This window comes from Streptomyces sp. NPDC012466 (genome assembly GCF_042955215.1).
GTDB lineage: Bacteria > Actinomycetota > Actinomycetes > Streptomycetales > Streptomycetaceae > Streptomyces.
On sequence record NZ_JBIBEQ010000014.1, the window covers coordinates 1 to 16,217 of the forward strand.

Annotated in this window: 14 protein-coding genes, 1 rRNA gene and 1 pseudogene; 13 read left to right on the forward strand and 3 right to left on the reverse strand. The window is 73.9% G+C overall.

The genetic code is table 11. The features are described from left to right. From rrf to ACFY9E_RS36470, 3 genes and pseudogenes are all read left to right on the forward strand, one after another. Positions 1-91: ribosomal RNA gene (rrf, locus tag ACFY9E_RS36460) — 5S ribosomal RNA — on the forward strand; the annotation flags it as partial. Positions 92-275: 184 nt separating this feature from the next. Then, positions 276-1,076, forward strand: a pseudogene (locus ACFY9E_RS36465) (hypothetical protein); the annotation flags it as partial. A gap of 471 nt (positions 1,077-1,547) precedes the next feature. Next, complete coding sequence (locus tag ACFY9E_RS36470) at positions 1,548-2,396, forward strand: hypothetical protein (protein WP_390992322.1); 849 nt, start codon at positions 1,548-1,550, stop codon at positions 2,394-2,396. Positions 2,397-2,507: 111 nt separating this feature from the next. On the opposite strand, the gene ACFY9E_RS36475 is transcribed toward ACFY9E_RS36470, so the two are convergent. After that, positions 2,508-3,800 carry a DUF1015 family protein gene (locus tag ACFY9E_RS36475; protein ID WP_390991948.1) on the reverse strand — a complete coding sequence of 431 codons (1,293 nt, stop codon included), beginning with the start codon at positions 3,798-3,800 and terminating at the stop codon, positions 2,508-2,510. 72 nt (positions 3,801-3,872) lie between these two features. Here ACFY9E_RS36475 and ACFY9E_RS36480 point away from each other — a divergent pair, with 72 nt between their 5' ends. From ACFY9E_RS36480 to ACFY9E_RS36495, 4 genes are all read left to right on the forward strand, one after another. Next, positions 3,873-4,904, forward strand: a complete 1,032-nt coding sequence (locus ACFY9E_RS36480; protein WP_390991951.1) for an HAD hydrolase-like protein — start codon at positions 3,873-3,875, stop codon at positions 4,902-4,904. Positions 4,905-4,989: 85 nt separating this feature from the next. Beyond that, a complete protein-coding gene (locus ACFY9E_RS36485) occupies positions 4,990-6,033 on the forward strand; it encodes an iron chelate uptake ABC transporter family permease subunit (RefSeq protein ID WP_390991954.1) in 1,044 nt (347 codons plus the stop codon). Next, positions 6,030-7,067 (forward strand): iron chelate uptake ABC transporter family permease subunit, encoded by a 1,038-nt coding sequence (locus tag ACFY9E_RS36490; RefSeq protein WP_390991957.1) that lies wholly within the window; start codon positions 6,030-6,032, stop codon positions 7,065-7,067. The genes ACFY9E_RS36485 and ACFY9E_RS36490 overlap by 4 nt, the downstream gene beginning before the upstream one ends. Beyond that, a complete protein-coding gene (locus ACFY9E_RS36495) occupies positions 7,064-7,957 on the forward strand; it encodes an ATP-binding cassette domain-containing protein (RefSeq protein WP_390991960.1) in 894 nt (297 codons plus the stop codon). Before ACFY9E_RS36490 ends, ACFY9E_RS36495 begins: the two co-directional genes overlap by 4 nt. Here the strand turns inward: ACFY9E_RS36495 and ACFY9E_RS36500 are convergent. Continuing rightward, complete coding sequence (locus ACFY9E_RS36500) at positions 7,941-8,288, reverse strand: sterol-binding protein (protein WP_283973263.1); 348 nt, start codon at positions 8,286-8,288, stop codon at positions 7,941-7,943. The genes ACFY9E_RS36495 and ACFY9E_RS36500 overlap by 17 nt on opposite strands. A 42-nt stretch (positions 8,289-8,330) precedes the next feature. Here ACFY9E_RS36500 and ACFY9E_RS36505 point away from each other — a divergent pair, with 42 nt between their 5' ends. The 5 genes from ACFY9E_RS36505 (at position 8,331) to ACFY9E_RS36525 (ending at position 13,502) form a co-directional block, all read left to right on the forward strand. After that, positions 8,331-8,606, forward strand: a complete 276-nt coding sequence (locus tag ACFY9E_RS36505; RefSeq protein WP_390991963.1) for a hypothetical protein — start codon at positions 8,331-8,333, stop codon at positions 8,604-8,606. Positions 8,607-8,613: 7 nt separating this feature from the next. Beyond that, positions 8,614-9,429, forward strand: coding sequence for a TlyA family rRNA (cytidine-2'-O)-methyltransferase (locus ACFY9E_RS36510; RefSeq protein ID WP_390991966.1), 816 nt, complete (start codon positions 8,614-8,616; stop codon positions 9,427-9,429). After that, positions 9,426-10,331: an NAD kinase gene (locus ACFY9E_RS36515; RefSeq protein ID WP_390991969.1), complete on the forward strand. Its 906-nt coding sequence runs from the start codon at positions 9,426-9,428 to the stop codon at positions 10,329-10,331. Before ACFY9E_RS36510 ends, ACFY9E_RS36515 begins: the two co-directional genes overlap by 4 nt. A gap of 86 nt (positions 10,332-10,417) precedes the next feature. Beyond that, positions 10,418-12,136, forward strand: coding sequence for a DNA repair protein RecN (gene recN, locus ACFY9E_RS36520; protein WP_390992324.1), 1,719 nt, complete (start codon positions 10,418-10,420; stop codon positions 12,134-12,136). 223 nt (positions 12,137-12,359) lie between these two features. Continuing rightward, positions 12,360-13,502 (forward strand): glycosyltransferase, encoded by a 1,143-nt coding sequence (locus tag ACFY9E_RS36525; protein ID WP_390991972.1) that lies wholly within the window; start codon positions 12,360-12,362, stop codon positions 13,500-13,502. 6 nt (positions 13,503-13,508) lie between these two features. Here ACFY9E_RS36525 and ACFY9E_RS36530 read toward each other — a convergent pair whose 3' ends face one another. Further along, entirely contained in the window at positions 13,509-15,152 is a 1,644-nt protein-coding gene (locus ACFY9E_RS36530) for a PucR family transcriptional regulator ligand-binding domain-containing protein (protein WP_390991975.1), read from the reverse strand. Between the two features lie 104 nt (positions 15,153-15,256). On the opposite strand from ACFY9E_RS36530, the gene ACFY9E_RS36535 reads away from it, so the two are divergent. Continuing rightward, positions 15,257-16,213, forward strand: a complete 957-nt coding sequence (locus ACFY9E_RS36535) for an LLM class F420-dependent oxidoreductase (protein WP_390991978.1) — start codon at positions 15,257-15,259, stop codon at positions 16,211-16,213. The last annotated feature ends 4 nt before the right edge of the window (positions 16,214-16,217 follow it).

Sequence of the window (16,217 nt, forward strand, 5' to 3'; positions counted from 1 at the left end):
GCCCGGTTACATTCCGAACCCGGAAGCTAAGCCTTACAGCGCCGATGGTACTGCAGGGGGGACCCTGTGGGAGAGTAGGACGCCGCCGAACAATCTTTGGAAGGACCCCTGGTCCCAGCGTTCAGCTGGGACCAGGGGTCCTTTTTGTTTTTGCAGTGCGCGCCGGGTACCCGGCTGCGCGAGAATGACTTGCGGTACCTAAGACAGGAGTCACCATGTCCACCAACTCCCCCGAGGACCGACCGGAGCGCGACCAGCGGCGACGGGAGGGGGATCGGAGCGACCGGAACGACCGCGGCGGTCAGCGCGGGGGCCGCGGAGACCGTGGAGGCTTCCGCCGCGACAACGATCGTGGCGGCAATGACCGTGGGAGCTCCGGGCGTCGTGAAGGCGACCGCGGTGACCGTCCCGACCGTGGTGACCGTGGTGGTTTCCGGCGCGACGACAACCGTGGCGGTGGCTTCGGCCGGCGTGACGACCGTGACCGCGGGCCGCGCAGGGACGACCGCGATCGCGGTGGGTTCCGTCGGGACGACCGTGGTGAGCGTCCGCCCTTCCGGCGTGACGACCGTGACAACCGTGGCGAGCGTCCCGCCTTCCGGCGTGACGACCGTGACAACCGCGGTGAGCGTCCGCCCTTCCGGCGCGACGACCGGGACGATCGTGGTGGTTTCCGGCGCGACGACAACCGTGGCGGTGGCTTCGGCCGGCGTGACGACCGTGACCGCGGACCGCGCAGGGACGACCGCGATCGCGGTGGGTTCCGTCGGGACGACCGCGGTGAGCGTCCGCCCTTCCGGCGCGACGACCGTGACAACCGCGGTGAGCGTCCGCCCTTCCGGCGTGACGACCGTGACAACCGCGGTGAGCGTCCGCCCTTCCGGCGTGACGACCGTGACAACCGCGGTGAGCGTCCGCCCTTCCGCCGTGACGACCGGGACAACCGTGGTGAGCGTCCCGCCTTCCGCCGTGACGACCGCCGGGATGACAGGCGTGACGACCGGCGCGATGACCGTCGTGGCGAGCGGCGCGAGAGTGACCGCGGCGGATTCCCCCGGCGCGACGACAGGGACCGTGGCGGTTTCCGCCGCGACGACAGTCGTGACCGTGGTCCCCGCGACGGCGACCGTGGTTTCCGTCGTGACGACCGCGGTGGTTTCCGGGGCCGTGACGAGGGCCGCGACGAGCGCCGTGGGGACGACCGTGGCGAGCGCGGCGGCGGCTTCCGGCGCGACGACGCCGGCCGGGGCGGGCGTCCCGGCTACCGGCGTGAGGACGGCCCCCGCAGTGACCGTGGCGAGTTCCGTCGGGACGACAACCGCGGCGACCGCGGTGGTGAGCGCGGTGGCTTCCGCGGCCGTGACGGCCGCGACGACCGCGGCGGGCGCGGTCCCCGGCGTGACGACCGTGGTGAGCGCGGTGGCGGTTTCCGGCGCGACGGTGATCGGCGTGACGGCGACCGGGGCGGCTTCCGCGGCCGGGACGACCGGCATGCCCCCGGCCGGTTCCGTGAGGAGCGCGAGCGGGACAGGGAGCCCATCAAGCGGCTGCCGATCCCCGAGGACGTCACGGGCGACGAGATCGACAAGGACGTACGGCAGGAGCTGCAGAGCCTGCCCAAGACGCTCGCGGAGGACGTCGCCAGGAACCTGGTGATGGTCGCGCGACTCCTCGACGAGGACCCCGAGGGCGCGTACGGCTACTCCAGGGTGGCGCTGCGACTGGCGTCGCGAGTCGCCGCCGTTCGGGAGGCCGCCGGCTTCGCCGCGTACGCCACCCAGAAGTACGGCGAGGCGCTGGCCGAGTTCCGGGCCGCCAAGCGGATGACCGGGAACATCGACCTGTGGCCCGTCATGGCCGACTGCGAGCGTGGGCTCGGGCGGCCGGAGAAGGCGCTGGACATGGCCGGGGCGCCCGAGGTGCACAAGCTCGACAAGGCCGGTCAGGTCGAGATGCGGCTTGTCGCGGCCGGTGCGCGGCGGGACCTGGGGCAGCTGGACGCGGCCATCGTGACGCTGCAGAGCCCGGAACTGGCCGCGAACTCCGTGCAGCCGTGGACCGCGCGACTGCGGTATGCGTACGCCGACGCGCTGCTCGCCGCCAGGCGGGAGAGCGAGGCGCGGGAGTGGTTCGCCAAGGCCGTCGAGGCCGACCGGGACGGCAGCACCGACGCCTCGGACCGGCTCGCCGAGCTGGACGGCGTGGAGTTCGTGGACGCCCTGGTCGAGGACGAGGACCACGAGGACGACGTCGTCCCGGCCTCCGCCTCGCCGGAACCGGCCGAGGACGAACGCGACACGCACGAGCGCGACGAGATCGAGCACGACGCGGACACGGACGACAAGGACGCGGACGAGGAGAACGCGGACGACAAGGACGCGGACGACAAGGACTGACGTCCGTAGGAGAAGGGGCGGGATCCCGGCCGTGAGGCCTCGGGGTCCCGCCCCCTTTTCGTGCCCGGCTTTTGGGTGCCCGGTTTGACGTGTCCGGCGGGTCCGGTCCGGTCAGAGGTCCAGCGCTCGCAGGACCAGACCCGTCGCCGGTTTGGGGCCGAACGACGTGGACTTGCGGGGCATCGTCACGCCCTGGCGGGCCAGGTCGCGGACGACCTCCTCGCGGACCGGGTGCATCAGGACGGCCGTACCGCCGTCGCGTTCCGCCTTCTCGACCGTGGCGGCCGTGTCGTGGATGTAGGCGATGTGGGCGGGGGAGTCCTCGGGGATGCGCCAGACGTGCTCCAGGAGCGTGGCGTGCAGGACTGTCGCGTCCAGGGTGCGCCAGGCCGCGGGGCGGTCGGTGGGGATCGTACGGGCCAGCAGGTCCGGGTCCGGGTGGTCGACGAGGTGGAAGGCGCCGTCGCCGGCCAGCAGGAACGCGTTGCCGGCGCAGGCCGCGTCCGCCAGGGTGTCCAGGGCGTCGGCCAGCGGGACTTCGAGGCGGCGCACGCGGAAGTGGCCCTCCAGGGCGGCCACGGCATCGCCGACCGGCAGGTCGTGCAGAAGGCGGTGGATGGCGCGGACTCGCAGGGGGTAGCGGGCCGTGTCGACCAGGAGGACCAGGCCGTGGTCCCACGGGCTGGGGGAGGGGTGCTCCGTGCGGAGGCGGCGGTAGGTCGCCCAGCGGTGGTGGCCGTCGGCGATGAGGGCCTGGTGCCGGCCGAGGTCCCTCTGGATCGCGGCCAGGTCGTCGGGGTGGGTGACCGACCACAGGCGGTGGCGGAAGCCGTCCTCCGTGGTGGTGGCGAGGAGCGGGGGCCGGTCGGCGGTGCGCTCGATCAGGTCCGCCGTGGTGGTCGTCGAACCGTTGCCCCGGTAGGTGAGCAGGAGTGGTTCGAGGTTCGCGCAGGTGGCCCGCATCAGGGCCGCGCGGTCGGCGACGATGTGCGGCATGACGTCCTCGTGCGGCAGCACGACCTGTTCGGCGGGGTCCGACACGCGCAGGGCGCCGATGATGCCGCGCTGCAGCATGCCGTCGCCGTCCTGCTGTTCGTAGACGTAGAGGCCCGGTTCCGGGTCGGTGGTCAGGACGCCCTCGGACAGCCAGCGGCGCAGGGTGTCGGCGGCCCGTTCGTTGCGGGCGCTGGGGGTGGCGGCCTGGGGGAGGATCAGGCGGACGATGTTGTACGGGTCGGCGGATTCGAGGTGGTGCAGGCCGTCGGGGCGCACCACGACGTCGTACGGCGGAGATGTCACGGCGGCAAGGCTGCCGACCCGGTCGGGGTCGTAACGAAGGCCTCGGAACGGGGTGAGTTCCAGGCCTCGGTGCGTCGTTGCCTCCGAGTGACCTGCTGAGTTCATCCCGGCATCGTACGGCTGTCGGTGGCATGGGGGATGATCGGGGGAAAGCCGTCGAACGAGGAGCGATGCGGGATGAGCCGGAGCGTCAGGACGAGGCCCGAGGCCAGTGGGCAGGCCCTGAGCGAGGCGTACGACACGGCGCTGCTCGATCTGGACGGCGTCGTGTACGCGGGGGGTGAGGCGATCGCGCACGCGGTCGAGTCGCTGGCCACGGCCCGGGAGGGCGGGATGCGTCTGGCGTACGTGACGAACAACGCGCTGCGGACGCCCGCCGCCGTGGCCGAGCATCTGACGGAGCTGGGGATACCGACCGGCGCTGAGGACGTCATCACCTCGGCGCAGGCGGTCGCGCGGCTGATCAGCGAGCAGGTGCCGCAGGGCGCCCGGGTGCTGGTGATCGGTGGTGAGGGGCTGCGGGTCGCGCTGCGCGAGCGCGGGCTGGTGCCCGTGGAGTCGGCGGACGACGATCCGGCGGCGGTGGTGCAGGGGTTCGGCGGGCCGGATCTGCCGTGGGGCCGGTTCGCCGAGGCCTCCTACGCCGTGGCGCGCGGTGTGCCGTGGTTCGCGTCCAACACCGACCTGACGATTCCGAGCGGTCGCGGCATCGCACCGGGCAACGGGGCCGCGGTGGAGGTGGTCCGGATCGCCACGGGTGCCGAGCCGCAGGTCGCGGGCAAGCCGCTGCCTCCGATGCACCGGGAGACCATTCTGCGCACCGGCGCGAAGCGGCCGCTGGTGGTGGGGGACCGGCTGGACACGGACATCGAGGGCGCGTTCAACGGGGAGGTCGACTCGCTGCTCGTCCTGACCGGTGTCACCGACGGCGGGCAGCTGCTCGCCGCGCCGCCGCAACACCGGCCGACGTTCGTGGACGCCGATCTGCGCGGGATGCTCGGCGGTCAGCCGGACGTCGTCGAGGCGGGCGAGGGCGGGTTCCGGTGCGGTGGCTGGACGGCGAGGGCCGGCGCGGACCGGCTGGAGCTCGACGGGGAGGGCGAGGCTCTGGACGGGCTGCGTGCGCTGTGCGCCGTGGCGTGGACGGCCGCCGGTGAGGGTGTGTGCGAGCTGGACGGGGGGAAGGCGCTCGCGCGGCTGGGCATCTGAGCGTCTGTCAGTGCACGCGCCGGGTGCCGAGGCGGGCCGGGAAGCCGAATCTCGCTCGAATGCGAGGGTAGGCTAACCTAACTGCGTGTTGGTAGAGAGTCCCCCCGAACAGCGCGCGGAGACCGCCCCCGCGCCCTCGAACCGACGGGCGGTACGAGCCTTCGGGCTGCTCCTGTCCGTCGCGATCCTGGTGCTCGTCGCGCTGGCGAGTATCGCGATCGGAGCGAAAGAGCTGTCCCTCGGGCAGGTCTGGCACGGCTTGTTCGAGGACTCGGGGACCTACGGGGACGTCGTCGTCGCGGAGCGGGTGTCGCGGACCGTGCTCGGACTGCTCGCCGGAGCCGCCCTCGGCCTGGCCGGGGCGGTGCTGCAGGCCCTCACGCGCAATCCGCTGGCCGACCCCGGACTGCTCGGCATCAACGCCGGCGCGTCCGCCGCGGTCGTCACGGCCATCACCTACTTCGGGGTCACCTCGCTCAACGGCTACGTCTGGTTCGCGTTCTTCGGCGCGGCCGCGGTCGGGGCGCTGGTCTGGTTCCTCGGCGGCAGCCGGGGCGCGACACCGGTGCGGCTCGCGCTCGCCGGTACGGCGATCAGCGCCGCGCTCTACGGCTACCTCCAAGCCGTGATGATCATGGACGAGGCGGCGCTCGGCAAGATGCGGTTCTGGACGGTCGGTTCGCTGGCCTCGGCGACCGACTCGACCATCACGCAGGTGCTGCCGTTCCTGCTGACCGGCACGGCCCTGGCCCTGGCCCTGGCCCGGCCGCTCAACGCGATGGCCATGGGCGACGACACCGCCAAAGCCCTCGGCGCCAACCTGAACCGCACCCGGGCGCTGTCCATGCTGGCCGCGACCGTCCTGTGCGGGGCCGCGACCGCCGCCTGCGGGCCGATCGTGTTCGTCGGGCTGATGGTGCCGCACGTCGTGCGCTCCTTCACCGGGCCCGACCTGCGCTGGATCCTGCCGTACGCGGCGATCCTGTCGCCCGTGCTGCTGCTCGGCGCCGACGTCATCGGGCGGATCGTGGCCCGGCCCTCGGAACTCCAGGTGGGCATCGTCACCGCGATCCTCGGCGGACCGGTGTTCATCTTTCTCGTACGACGGCGGAGGACGGCGCAGCTGTGAAGACCACCAACCGTGCCGTGCGGACCGGCGGGCTCTCGATACGCCTGGACGTGCGGGCCGTCACCGTCGTGCTCCTGCTGCTCGTCGCGGCGCTCGCGGCGAGTGTCGTGCTCATCGGCACCGGCGACTTCCCCATCCCCGCCGCCGACGTGCTGCGGACCCTGGTCGGCGAGGGCAACCCGGGCCAGGAGTTCATCGTCAACGAACTGCGGCTGCCCCGGGTCCTGGTCGGGCTGCTGGTCGGCGCCTCGCTCGGACTCGGCGGCGCGCTGTTCCAGGCCATCTCCCGCAATCCGCTGGGCAGTCCGGACGTGCTGGGCCTCGGGCAGGGGGCGACGGCCGGCGCGCTCGTGGTGATCGTGCTGACCTCGGGAAGCGCCGGCCAGGTGGCCGTCGGGGCGCTGGTGGGCGGCCTGGTGACCGGGCTCGCCATCTACGTGCTCGCCTGGAAGCGGGGCGTGCACGGCTACCGGCTGGTCCTGGTCGGCATCGGCGTCTCCGCCATCGTCACGGCGGTCAACGGCTTTTTGCTGACCAAGTCCGACATCGTGGACGCGGCCCGCGCGGTCGTGTGGATGACCGGCTCCCTCGACGGCCGGGACTGGGACCAGGTGTGGCCGCTGCTCGCGCTGACCGCCGTGCTGGTGCCGCTCGTCCTCGTCAACGCACGCGGGCTGCGGATGATGGAGATGGGCGACGACGTGTCGTACGCCCTCGGGGTGCGGGTCGAACGCGTCCGGCTGCTGCTCATGGTGGCGGCGGTGCTGCTCACCGCGTCCGCCACCGCCGCGGCCGGTCCCGTCAGCTTTGTCGCGCTCACCGCGCCGCAGCTGGCCCGGCGCCTGACCCGCTCGCCCGGCCCGAACCTGCTGCCGTCGCTGTGCATGGGCGCCGCCCTGCTGGTCGTCGCCGACTGGGTCTCGCAGCGGGCGTTCGGCGCCGAGCAGCTGCCCGTGGGCGTGGTCACCGGTGTGCTCGGCGGGGTCTACCTGCTGTGGCTGCTGGTCAGCGAGCGCAGGGCGGGCCGGATATGAGGGCGGGCACACGCCCCGCAAGCAGTACCAGCAGCGGACTGAACAACCGAAGGAGCCCCGTGAACCGCCTGTCCGCCGAGAAGGTCACCCTCGCCTACGACCAGCGGGTCATCGCCGAGCAACTGTCGGTGCAGATACCCGACCAGTCGTTCACGGTGATCGTCGGCCCCAACGCCTGCGGCAAGTCGACGCTGCTGCGGGCGCTGTCGCGGATGCTCAAGCCGAGCGAGGGCCGGGTGCTGCTCGACGGGCAGGTCATCCAGTCGATGCCCGCGAAGAAGGTCGCGCGGACCCTCGGCCTGCTGCCCCAGTCGTCCGTCGCGCCCGACGGCATCACCGTCGCCGACCTGGTCGGCCGCGGCCGCTACCCGCACCAGGGCATCCTGCGCCAGTGGTCCACGGACGACGAGCGGGTCGTCCAGGAGTCCATGCGGCAGACCGGCGTCGCCGAACTCGGCGACCGCTACGTCGACGAGCTCTCGGGCGGTCAGCGCCAGCGCGTGTGGATCGCCATGGCGCTGGCCCAGCAGACACCGCTGTTGCTGCTCGACGAGCCGACGACCTTCCTGGACATCCAGCACCAGATCGACGTACTGGACCTGTGCGCGGAGCTGCACGAGGAGCAGGGGCGCACGCTCGTCGCCGTGCTGCACGACCTGAACCACGCCGCCCGCTACGCCACCCACCTCATCGCCCTGCGCGAGGGCCGGGTCATCGCCGAGGGCGCACCGAAGGACATCGTCACGGCGGAACTGGTCGAGGAGGTCTTCGGGCTGCGCTGCCAGGTCATCGACGACCCGGAGACGGGCACGCCGCTGGTCGTGCCGGCGGCGCGCAAGGCCCGCGCTCAGGGCACGGGCGGCAAGGTCGCGGCTACAGAAGCTTCCTGAGCTGCAACAGGTCCCGCACGCCCGCGTGCAGCCTGACCCGGCCGGAGCCCCAGGCCTTGGCGAAGTTCAGCTCGCCGCCGACCAGGGCCACCAGGTCGTCGCCGGTCATGGCGAGTCTGATCTCGGCCCTGCCGGGCGGCGGCCCAGGCACGGTGTCGTGCACGTCGATCCGCCCGCCGCGCATGCGGCCGACGAAGGTGATGTCGAGGTCCGTGATGTGGCAGCTCACCGAGCGGTCCAGTGCCGCGGCGTCGCGGACGTCCCCTTCGGCGCGCTGCATGTTGTCCGAGAGCTTGTCGAGTGCGCTGCGGCACTCCTCGATCGTGGCCATCGCGGTCGACGGTACCGCAGCGGTTCGCGGTAGCGTCGGGGCATGGACGACGCAGTTCCCGAGACCCCGCCGGCGGCGGAGGAAGAGCCGGCGTACGACCCCGCCGCCCCCGCTCCGCTGAACGTGCCCCGCACCCCCACCGGCGACGCCGGTGTGGACGCGGCGCTGGACCGGCTCGGCGACGCGGACCACCTCGCCACGGACGGACACATCGAGGTGTACGAGGATGTACACCGGGGGCTGCGCGACGCGCTCACCGCGCTCGACGTACGCCCGGGACCTCCCGCGCCCCCGACGCCGCCTGGACCTAGGAGCTGAACCGAACGTGGCAGGAGTCGCACGCCGCCGTCTGGACGCGGAGCTGGTCCGCCGGAAGCTCGCGCGTTCGCGTGAGCACGCCGGCCAGCTGATCGCCGCCGGACGCGTCTCCGTCGGCAAGACCGTCGCGACCAAACCCGCCACGCAGGTGGAGACCGCGGCCGCGATCGTGGTGGCCCAGGACGACAACGACCCCGACTACGTCTCCCGGGGCGGCCACAAGCTCGCCGGGGCGCTCGCGGTCTTCGGGCCGCAGGGGCTGCCCGTCGAGGGGCGCAGGGCGCTCGACGCGGGCGCGTCCACCGGCGGTTTCACCGACGTCCTGCTGCGGGCGGGCGCCGCCCACGTCGTCGCTGTGGACGTCGGATACGGACAACTCGCGTGGTCCCTCCAGAAGGATGAACGCGTCACCGTCAAGGACCGTACGAACGTACGCGAGTTGACGCTTGAAGCGATCGATGGGGAGCCAGTGGATCTTGTCGTGGGGGATCTGTCCTTCATCCCGCTCGGGCTGGTCCTGCCCGCCTTGGTGCGGTGCGTGAAACCGGACGCCGACCTGGTGATGATGGTCAAGCCGCAGTTCGAGGTCGGGAAGGAGCGGCTGGGCAGCGGGGGAGTGGTACGCAGCGCCCAGCTGCGCGCCGAGGCGGTGCGGGGGGTGGCCGAGAAGGCCTGGGGGCTGGGGCTCGGGGTGAAGGGCGTGACGGCCAGTCCGCTGCCCGGGCCGTCGGGGAATGTCGAATACTTCTTGTGGCTGCGGGCCGGGGCACCGGAACTGGACCCGGCCGACGTTGACCGTGCAGTGGCGGAGGGGCCGCGTTGACCGAGAACCGAGCTCGTACTGTTTTCCTGCTCGCCCACACGGGGCGGCCCGCCGCCGTGCGCAGTGCCGAGCTCGTGGTGAAGGGGCTGCTGCGCTCCGGTCTCGGCGTGCGCGTCCTGGAGGCCGAGGCACGCGACCTGCCGCTGCCGGCGGAGGTGGAGCTGATCAAGGAGGCCACTCCGCAGTGCCTCGACGGGTGTGAGCTGCTCATCGTGCTGGGCGGCGACGGCACGCTGCTGCGCGGTGCCGAGTTCGCGCGGGCGTCGGGTGTGCCGATGCTGGGCGTCAACCTCGGGCGCGTCGGGTTCCTCGCGGAGGCCGAGCGGGACGACCTCGACAAGGTCGTCGACCGGGTGGTGACCAAGGCGTACGAGGTCGAGGAGCGGATGACCGTCGACGTCGTCGTGCACCGCAACGGGGACATCGTGCACACCGACTGGGCGCTGAACGAGGCGGCCGTGCAGAAGGTGTCCGCCGAGCGGATGCTGGAGGTCGTCCTGGAGATCGACGGGCGGCCGGTGACGGGGTTCGGCTGTGACGGGATCGTGTGCGCGACGCCCACGGGGTCGACGGCGTACGCGTTCTCCGCGGGCGGGCCGGTGGTGTGGCCGGAGGTCGAGGCGCTGCTGATGGTGCCGATCTCCGCGCACGCGCTGTTCGCGAAGCCGTTGGTGACATCGCCGGATTCCGTGTTGGCTGTGGAGGTTCTGCCGCACATTCCGCCGGGTGTGCTGTGGTGTGACGGCCGGCGGACCGTGGAGTTGCCGCCGGGGGCGAGGGTGGAGGTGCGGCGAGGGGCCGTGCCGGTGCGGCTGGCCCGGCTGCACCACGCGTCCTTCACGGACCGGCTGGTGGCCAAGTTCGCGCTGCCGGTCTCCGGCTGGCGGGGGGCTCCCCACTAGCCGCCGTCCACTCGCGTGGGTGACAAGGGCAGGCCGGTCGCAATCCCCGGCCCGGACCTCGTAAGGTCGTGTCCGTGTTGGAGGAGATGCGGATACGGTCGCTGGGCGTGATCGACGATGCTGTCGTCGAGCTGTCGCCCGGGTTCACCGCGGTCACCGGTGAGACGGGTGCGGGCAAGACCATGGTGGTCACCAGCCTGGGGTTGCTGCTGGGCGGGCGGGCCGACCCGGCGCTCGTGCGGATCGGGGCCGGCAAGGCGGTCGTGGAGGGGCGGATCACCGTCCCCCGGGACGCCGCGGCCGCGGTGCGTGCCGAGGAGGCCGGGGCCGAGCTCGACGACGGGGCCCTGCTGATCAGCCGTACCGTTTCCGCCGAGGGGCGCTCACGGGCGCACCTGGGCGGGCGCAGCGTGCCCGTGGGCGTGCTGGCCGAGCTCGCCGACGAGCTGGTGGCCGTGCACGGGCAGACCGACCAGCAGGGGCTGCTCAAGCTGTCCCGGCAGCGGCAGGCGCTCGACCGGTACGCGGGCGACGCGGTCGCCGGGCCGCTGGCCAAGTACGGCGAGGCGTACAAGCGGCTGCGGGCCGTCTCCGCCGAGCTCGACGAGATCACCACCCGGGCGCGCGAGCGGGCCCAGGAGGCCGATCTGCTGCGCTTCGGACTCGACGAGATCGCCGCCGTGGAACCCCGTGCCGGTGAGGACGTGGAGCTGGCCGAGGAGGCCGAGCGGCTCGGGCACGCCGAGGCACTGGCGTCGGCCGCCGCGGCCGCGCACGCCGCCCTCGCGGGCAACCCCGAGGACCCGGAGGGCGTCGACGCCGGGACGCTCGTCGCGGGCGCCCAGCGGGCCCTGGACGCCGTACGGTCGCACGACCCGGCGCTGGCCACGCTCGCCGACCGCATCGGGGAGATCGGGATCCTGCTGCGCGACGCGGCCGGAGACCTCGCGGGATACGCCGACGACCTGGACGCCGACCCGCTGCGGCTGGCGGCCGTCGAGGAGCGGCGGGCCGCGCTCACCGGGCTGACGCGCAAGTACGGCGAGGACATCGCCACCGTGCTGGCCTGGGCCGAGCAGAGTGCCGCCCGGCTGACCGAACTCGACGGCGACGACGAGCGGATCGGGGAGCTGACCGCCGAGCGGGACGCGCTGCGGTCCGAACTGGGCGGGCTGGCCCAGGCCCTGACGGACGCCCGGGCGGAGGCCGCCGAGCGGTTCGCCGCCGCCGTGACCGCCGAGCTGGCCTCGCTCGCCATGCCGCACGCGCGCGTGTCCTTCGACATCCGGCAGACCGAGGACCCGGAGGGCGTCGAGGTCGGCGGGCGTCCGGTCGCCTACGGGCCCGCGGGCGCCGACGAGGTCGAGCTGCTGCTGGCCCCGCACCCGGGCGCGCCGCCCCGGCCGATCGCCAAGGGCGCGTCCGGCGGTGAGCTGTCGCGGGTGATGCTGGCCGTGGAGGTCGTGTTCGCCGGGACGGATCCCGTGCCGACGTACCTCTTCGACGAGGTCGACGCCGGAGTCGGCGGCAAGGCGGCGGTCGAGATCGGCCGGCGGCTCGCGCGGCTGGCGAAGACCGCGCAGGTCGTGGTGGTGACGCATCTGCCGCAGGTGGCCGCCTTCGCGGACCGGCAGCTGCTGGTCGAGAAGACCGACGACGGGTCCGTGACCCGCTCCGGCGTCAAGGTCCTCGAGGGTGAGGACCGGGTCCGGGAGCTGTCGCGCATGCTCGCCGGCCAGGAGGACTCCGAGACGGCGCGGGCCCACGCGGAGGAGCTGCTGGCGGCGGCCCGGGCGGACGGCTAGCCGGGGCGGCGCACCGGCGGGAGTGCCGGCAGGGAACGGGCGGGTCACCCAAGTTCACTCGTGTGGGTGACTCGGCCCGGTGCATTCCCCCGGTGCCGCGCCCCGCCGTCGGGCCGTCGGCGTTCCGGCGTTCCCGGAACCCCCGTATGTCCTGGCATCCTTGGCGGAGTACGCGTGCGAAACCGCGTCGTGACCGCCCGACCCGAACCAGGAGCCCGGCCACGTGACCCCCGTGAGCAGCCACGCACCGCATGGCCAGTTGCCGCTGCGCACCGTGCAGGTGCTGGGCGGAGGCAACGCCGCCAGCAGTGCGCATGTGCGCTCGCTGGCCGCGGGGCTCGTCGCGCGGGGCGTGAAAGTCACGGTGTGCGCCCCCTATGAGGCCGACCGCGCCTATGACTTCAGTGGAGTCGGCGCGGACCACGTGCATGTGCCGCGCAGCAGCGACCCGGTGTCGGTGGCGGCCCTGCGGGCGGCCTGCGCCGACGCCGATCTGGTGCACGCGCACGGGCTGCACGCCTCCTTCCGTACCGTGCTCGCCCTCAGCGGGCGACGCGTGCGCACTCCGCTGGTCGTGACGTGGCACGACCGGGCGCACGCCGACGGTGCGCGTGCCCACATGCTGCGGGTGCTGGAGCGGAGGGTCGTGAAGGCGTCCACCGTGGTGCTGGGCACGACCTCGGCCCTCGTGGATCGGGCCCGGCTCACCGGCGCGCGCGACGCCCGGCTCGCGGCCGTCGCGCTGCCCGGCTCCCGCAGGCCCCCGGAGCCCGACGACCCCGACCGGCTGCGGCCCAAGGTGCGCGCCGAACTCGGCGCCATCGGACGGCCGTTGCTGATGGCCGTCGGCTCCCTGGACCGGCACCGCGGATACGACGTACTGCTGGACGCCGCGCGCGCCTGGCGCCGGCTCGACCCCGTGCCCCTGGTCGTGATCGCCGGGGAGGGGCCGCTGCGCGGTGAACTTCAGACGCGGATCGAGGAGGAGGGACTGCCGGTCCGGCTCATCGGGCGACGCGACGACATCACGGACCTGCTCGCCGCCGCCGACCTCGCCCTGCTGCCGAGCCGCTGGGAGGCCCGGTCCGTCCTCGCCCAGGAGGCCCTCCACGCGCGCGTGCCGCTCGTCGCCACCGAGGTCGGCGGCATCCCCGAACTGGTCGGCGACGCCGCCGAACTCGTCCCGTACGGGGACGCGAAGGCCCTCGCCGACGCCGTCGTCGGGCTGCTCGGCGACCGGACGCGCCGGGAACTGCTGACGGCCAGGGGCGCCCGGCAGGCCGCCACCTGGCCGACCGAGGACGAGACGGTCGCGCAAGTCCTCAGCGTGTACGACGAGTTGACCCAGCCCCGGCCCTTGCCGTAGAGGCCCCTACGGCACGTGCCTGCGGGCCCGCAGGGCCAGGCTCAGGGCCAGGACCGTCTGCGGGTCGTCGAGGTCCGTGCCCAGCAACTCCCCGATGCGTGCCAGGCGGTTGTAAAGGGTCTGCCGGTTCAGGTGCAGCTCCCGCGCCGTCTCCGCCTTGCGGCCCGCGTGGGCGAGATACGTCGTGAGCGTGGGCAGCAGCGGCGGCCGGGAGCGGCGGTCGTGCTCCAGGAGCGGACCGAGAGCGCGGTCGACGAACGCCGCCAGGTCCGGCTGGTCACGCAGCCGCCACAGCAGCAGGTCGATGTCGAGGCGGCGGGCGTCGTACCAGGGCCGGTCCGGCAGGCCCTGGGCCGCCGTGGCCGTCTCGGCCGCGTGCCGCAGGCCCGAGGCCGCCGCCGTCCAGCCTCCGGCCATGCCCACGACCACCACCGGCGGCTGCCCGCCCGGCCGTGGCATCCCGGCCCGGCCCGCCCCCGCCCGCAGCGCCGCCGCCACCCGGTCCGCGACCGTCTCCCGCTCCGGCTCCGCGCGCAGGCCGAGCAGCACCAGCACCCGGCCCTCCACCGGCCGCACCCCCAGCAGCACCGGCACGCCCACCGACGCCAGCTCCTCCGCGATCGCCCGGGCCAGCACGGCCCAGCCCCCGCCCGAGGACAGGGCGTCCCCGAGCCGCATGACCACCGGCAGCAGCGGGCCCTCGCCCGGCCGGAAGCCCAGCACGCGTGCCTGCGCCGGGGCGTCCTCGGCCGTGACCCGGCCCTCGGCGAGGTCGGTGAGGAAGTCGCCGCGTCCACGCGCCGCCAGTTCCTCCTCCTGGCGGGCCTGCATCAGCACCACGGCCAGGATGCCCGCGGCCCGCTCGGCCGCCATCCGGTGCACCGGCGCCGGCGCGGACCGTACGGGCAGCAGAACCAGCCGTGCCCGGACGCCCCCGCTGCCCGGCCCGCCGCCCGGCACGTCCACCAGGACCGAACCCGCCAGCGGCGGTTCCTCCTTGTGCTGGCCCCGCAGCCCCTCCCACACCTGGAGCGGGTCCGCGCCCTCGGGACCGGCCCCCGCCGCGTACAGCAACTGCCCGTCCGCCGTCTCCAGGAACACCGGGTTGCCGGCGAAGTCGGCCAGGATGCCGAGCACTTGGGGCACTCCGCCGCCGCCCAGCACGGCCTGCGTGCACCGCCGGTGCACCTCCTCGGCCCGCTGGAGGAGGGCGTAGTGGCCGTTGACGATCTCGGTGTGGACCTCCTCCGTGACCGTGACGAACGGCACCTCGCGGTGCAGTTGGACCAGCGGCAGCCCGGCCGCGCGTGCCGTGTCGACCAGGGCCGCGGGCAGCCGGGTGAACCGCGGACCCAGCTCCACGACCAGGGCCGCGATGCCGCGTTCGGCCAGGGTGCGCACGAACGCCCGCTGCTCGGCGGGGCGGGTGCCGAGGCCGTAGCCGGTGGTCAGCAGCAGTTCGCCGCCCTTGAGCAGGGAGGCGATGTGCGGCACCTCCCCGGCGTGCACCCAGCGCACGGTCCGCCCGAGCCGCTCGGCTCCCGCCAGCACCTCGGGCAGCCCACTGCGCAGCCCCGGCAGCTCCAGCGCCCGCTGCACGGTGATCCCGGCGCCCTGGGTGTCGTAACCGCTGTCCGTCGCGCTGTCCATGTGCCGGACGCTACCCGCGCGGGTGCCCCCCGGACATCTCCGGAGGGACACGAGGACGATCACGCCCTGGAATACCCGGTGATCGACCGGGTACGGGCGCCCTCATGGACATGAGCGTGGTCGCGGTGGGGCGGGAGGACGACAGCCCGGTCGAGGAGCCGTTGCGGGTCGCGGTGCTCGCCGACCGGCTCGGGTACCGGGAGGTGTGGGCGGGCGAGGGACCGACGTGGGACTCGTTCGTCCTGGCGGCGGCGATCGGCGCGGCCACCGAGCAGGTCGCGCTGACCGCCGGGCCCGTGCCGGTGTCGGTGCGCGACCCGCTCACCATCGTGCGGGGCGCCGCCTCCACCGCGGCCGTCACCGGCCGGCCCGTCGGCGTGGCCCTGGGCACCTCCAGCAAGCGGGTCGTCGAGGGCGTGCACGGCCGGCCGCGGACCCGGCCCGCCGCCGCCCTCGCGGAGTCGGCGGAGGCCGTGCGGGCGCTGATGCACAGCGTCCCGGGCGAGCCGATCGTGCCCGGCAGCGCCTTTCCGCGCCGGCTGCCGCCGCCCGGCGGCATGGTCACCGTCGCGGCGTTCGGGGAACGGGCGGTCGCCGCGGCCGTCGCGCACGCCGATCGGATGCTGCTCGACATCGTTTCGCCCGGGCAGGTCCGCATGCTGCGGGACCGGATGCTCGCGGCCGCCGAGAAGGCGGGCCGCACGCCGCCGCGGCTGACCGCGTGGCTGCCCGCCGCCGTGGACCCGGACCCGGAGTCGCTCACCCAGGTCCTGCGCAGCGTCGTGGGTTACCTCGCCGTGCCGGGCTACAGCGACATGTTCGTCGACGCGGGGTTCGCCGAGGTCGTCGAACTGGCGGCCAAGGGCGCCGACTCGGAGACCCTGCTGAGGGCCCTGCCGCCCGAGGCCGCCGGCACGGTCGCCCTGGTCGGCGACGCCGGCACCGTCCGCGCCCGTATCGCCGCCTACGCCGAGGCCGGACTCGACGAGATCGCCCTGGTCCCGGCCACGGCGGGCGATCCCGCGGGGGAGCGCACGCTCACGGCCCTCAGGCCGCAATGACACC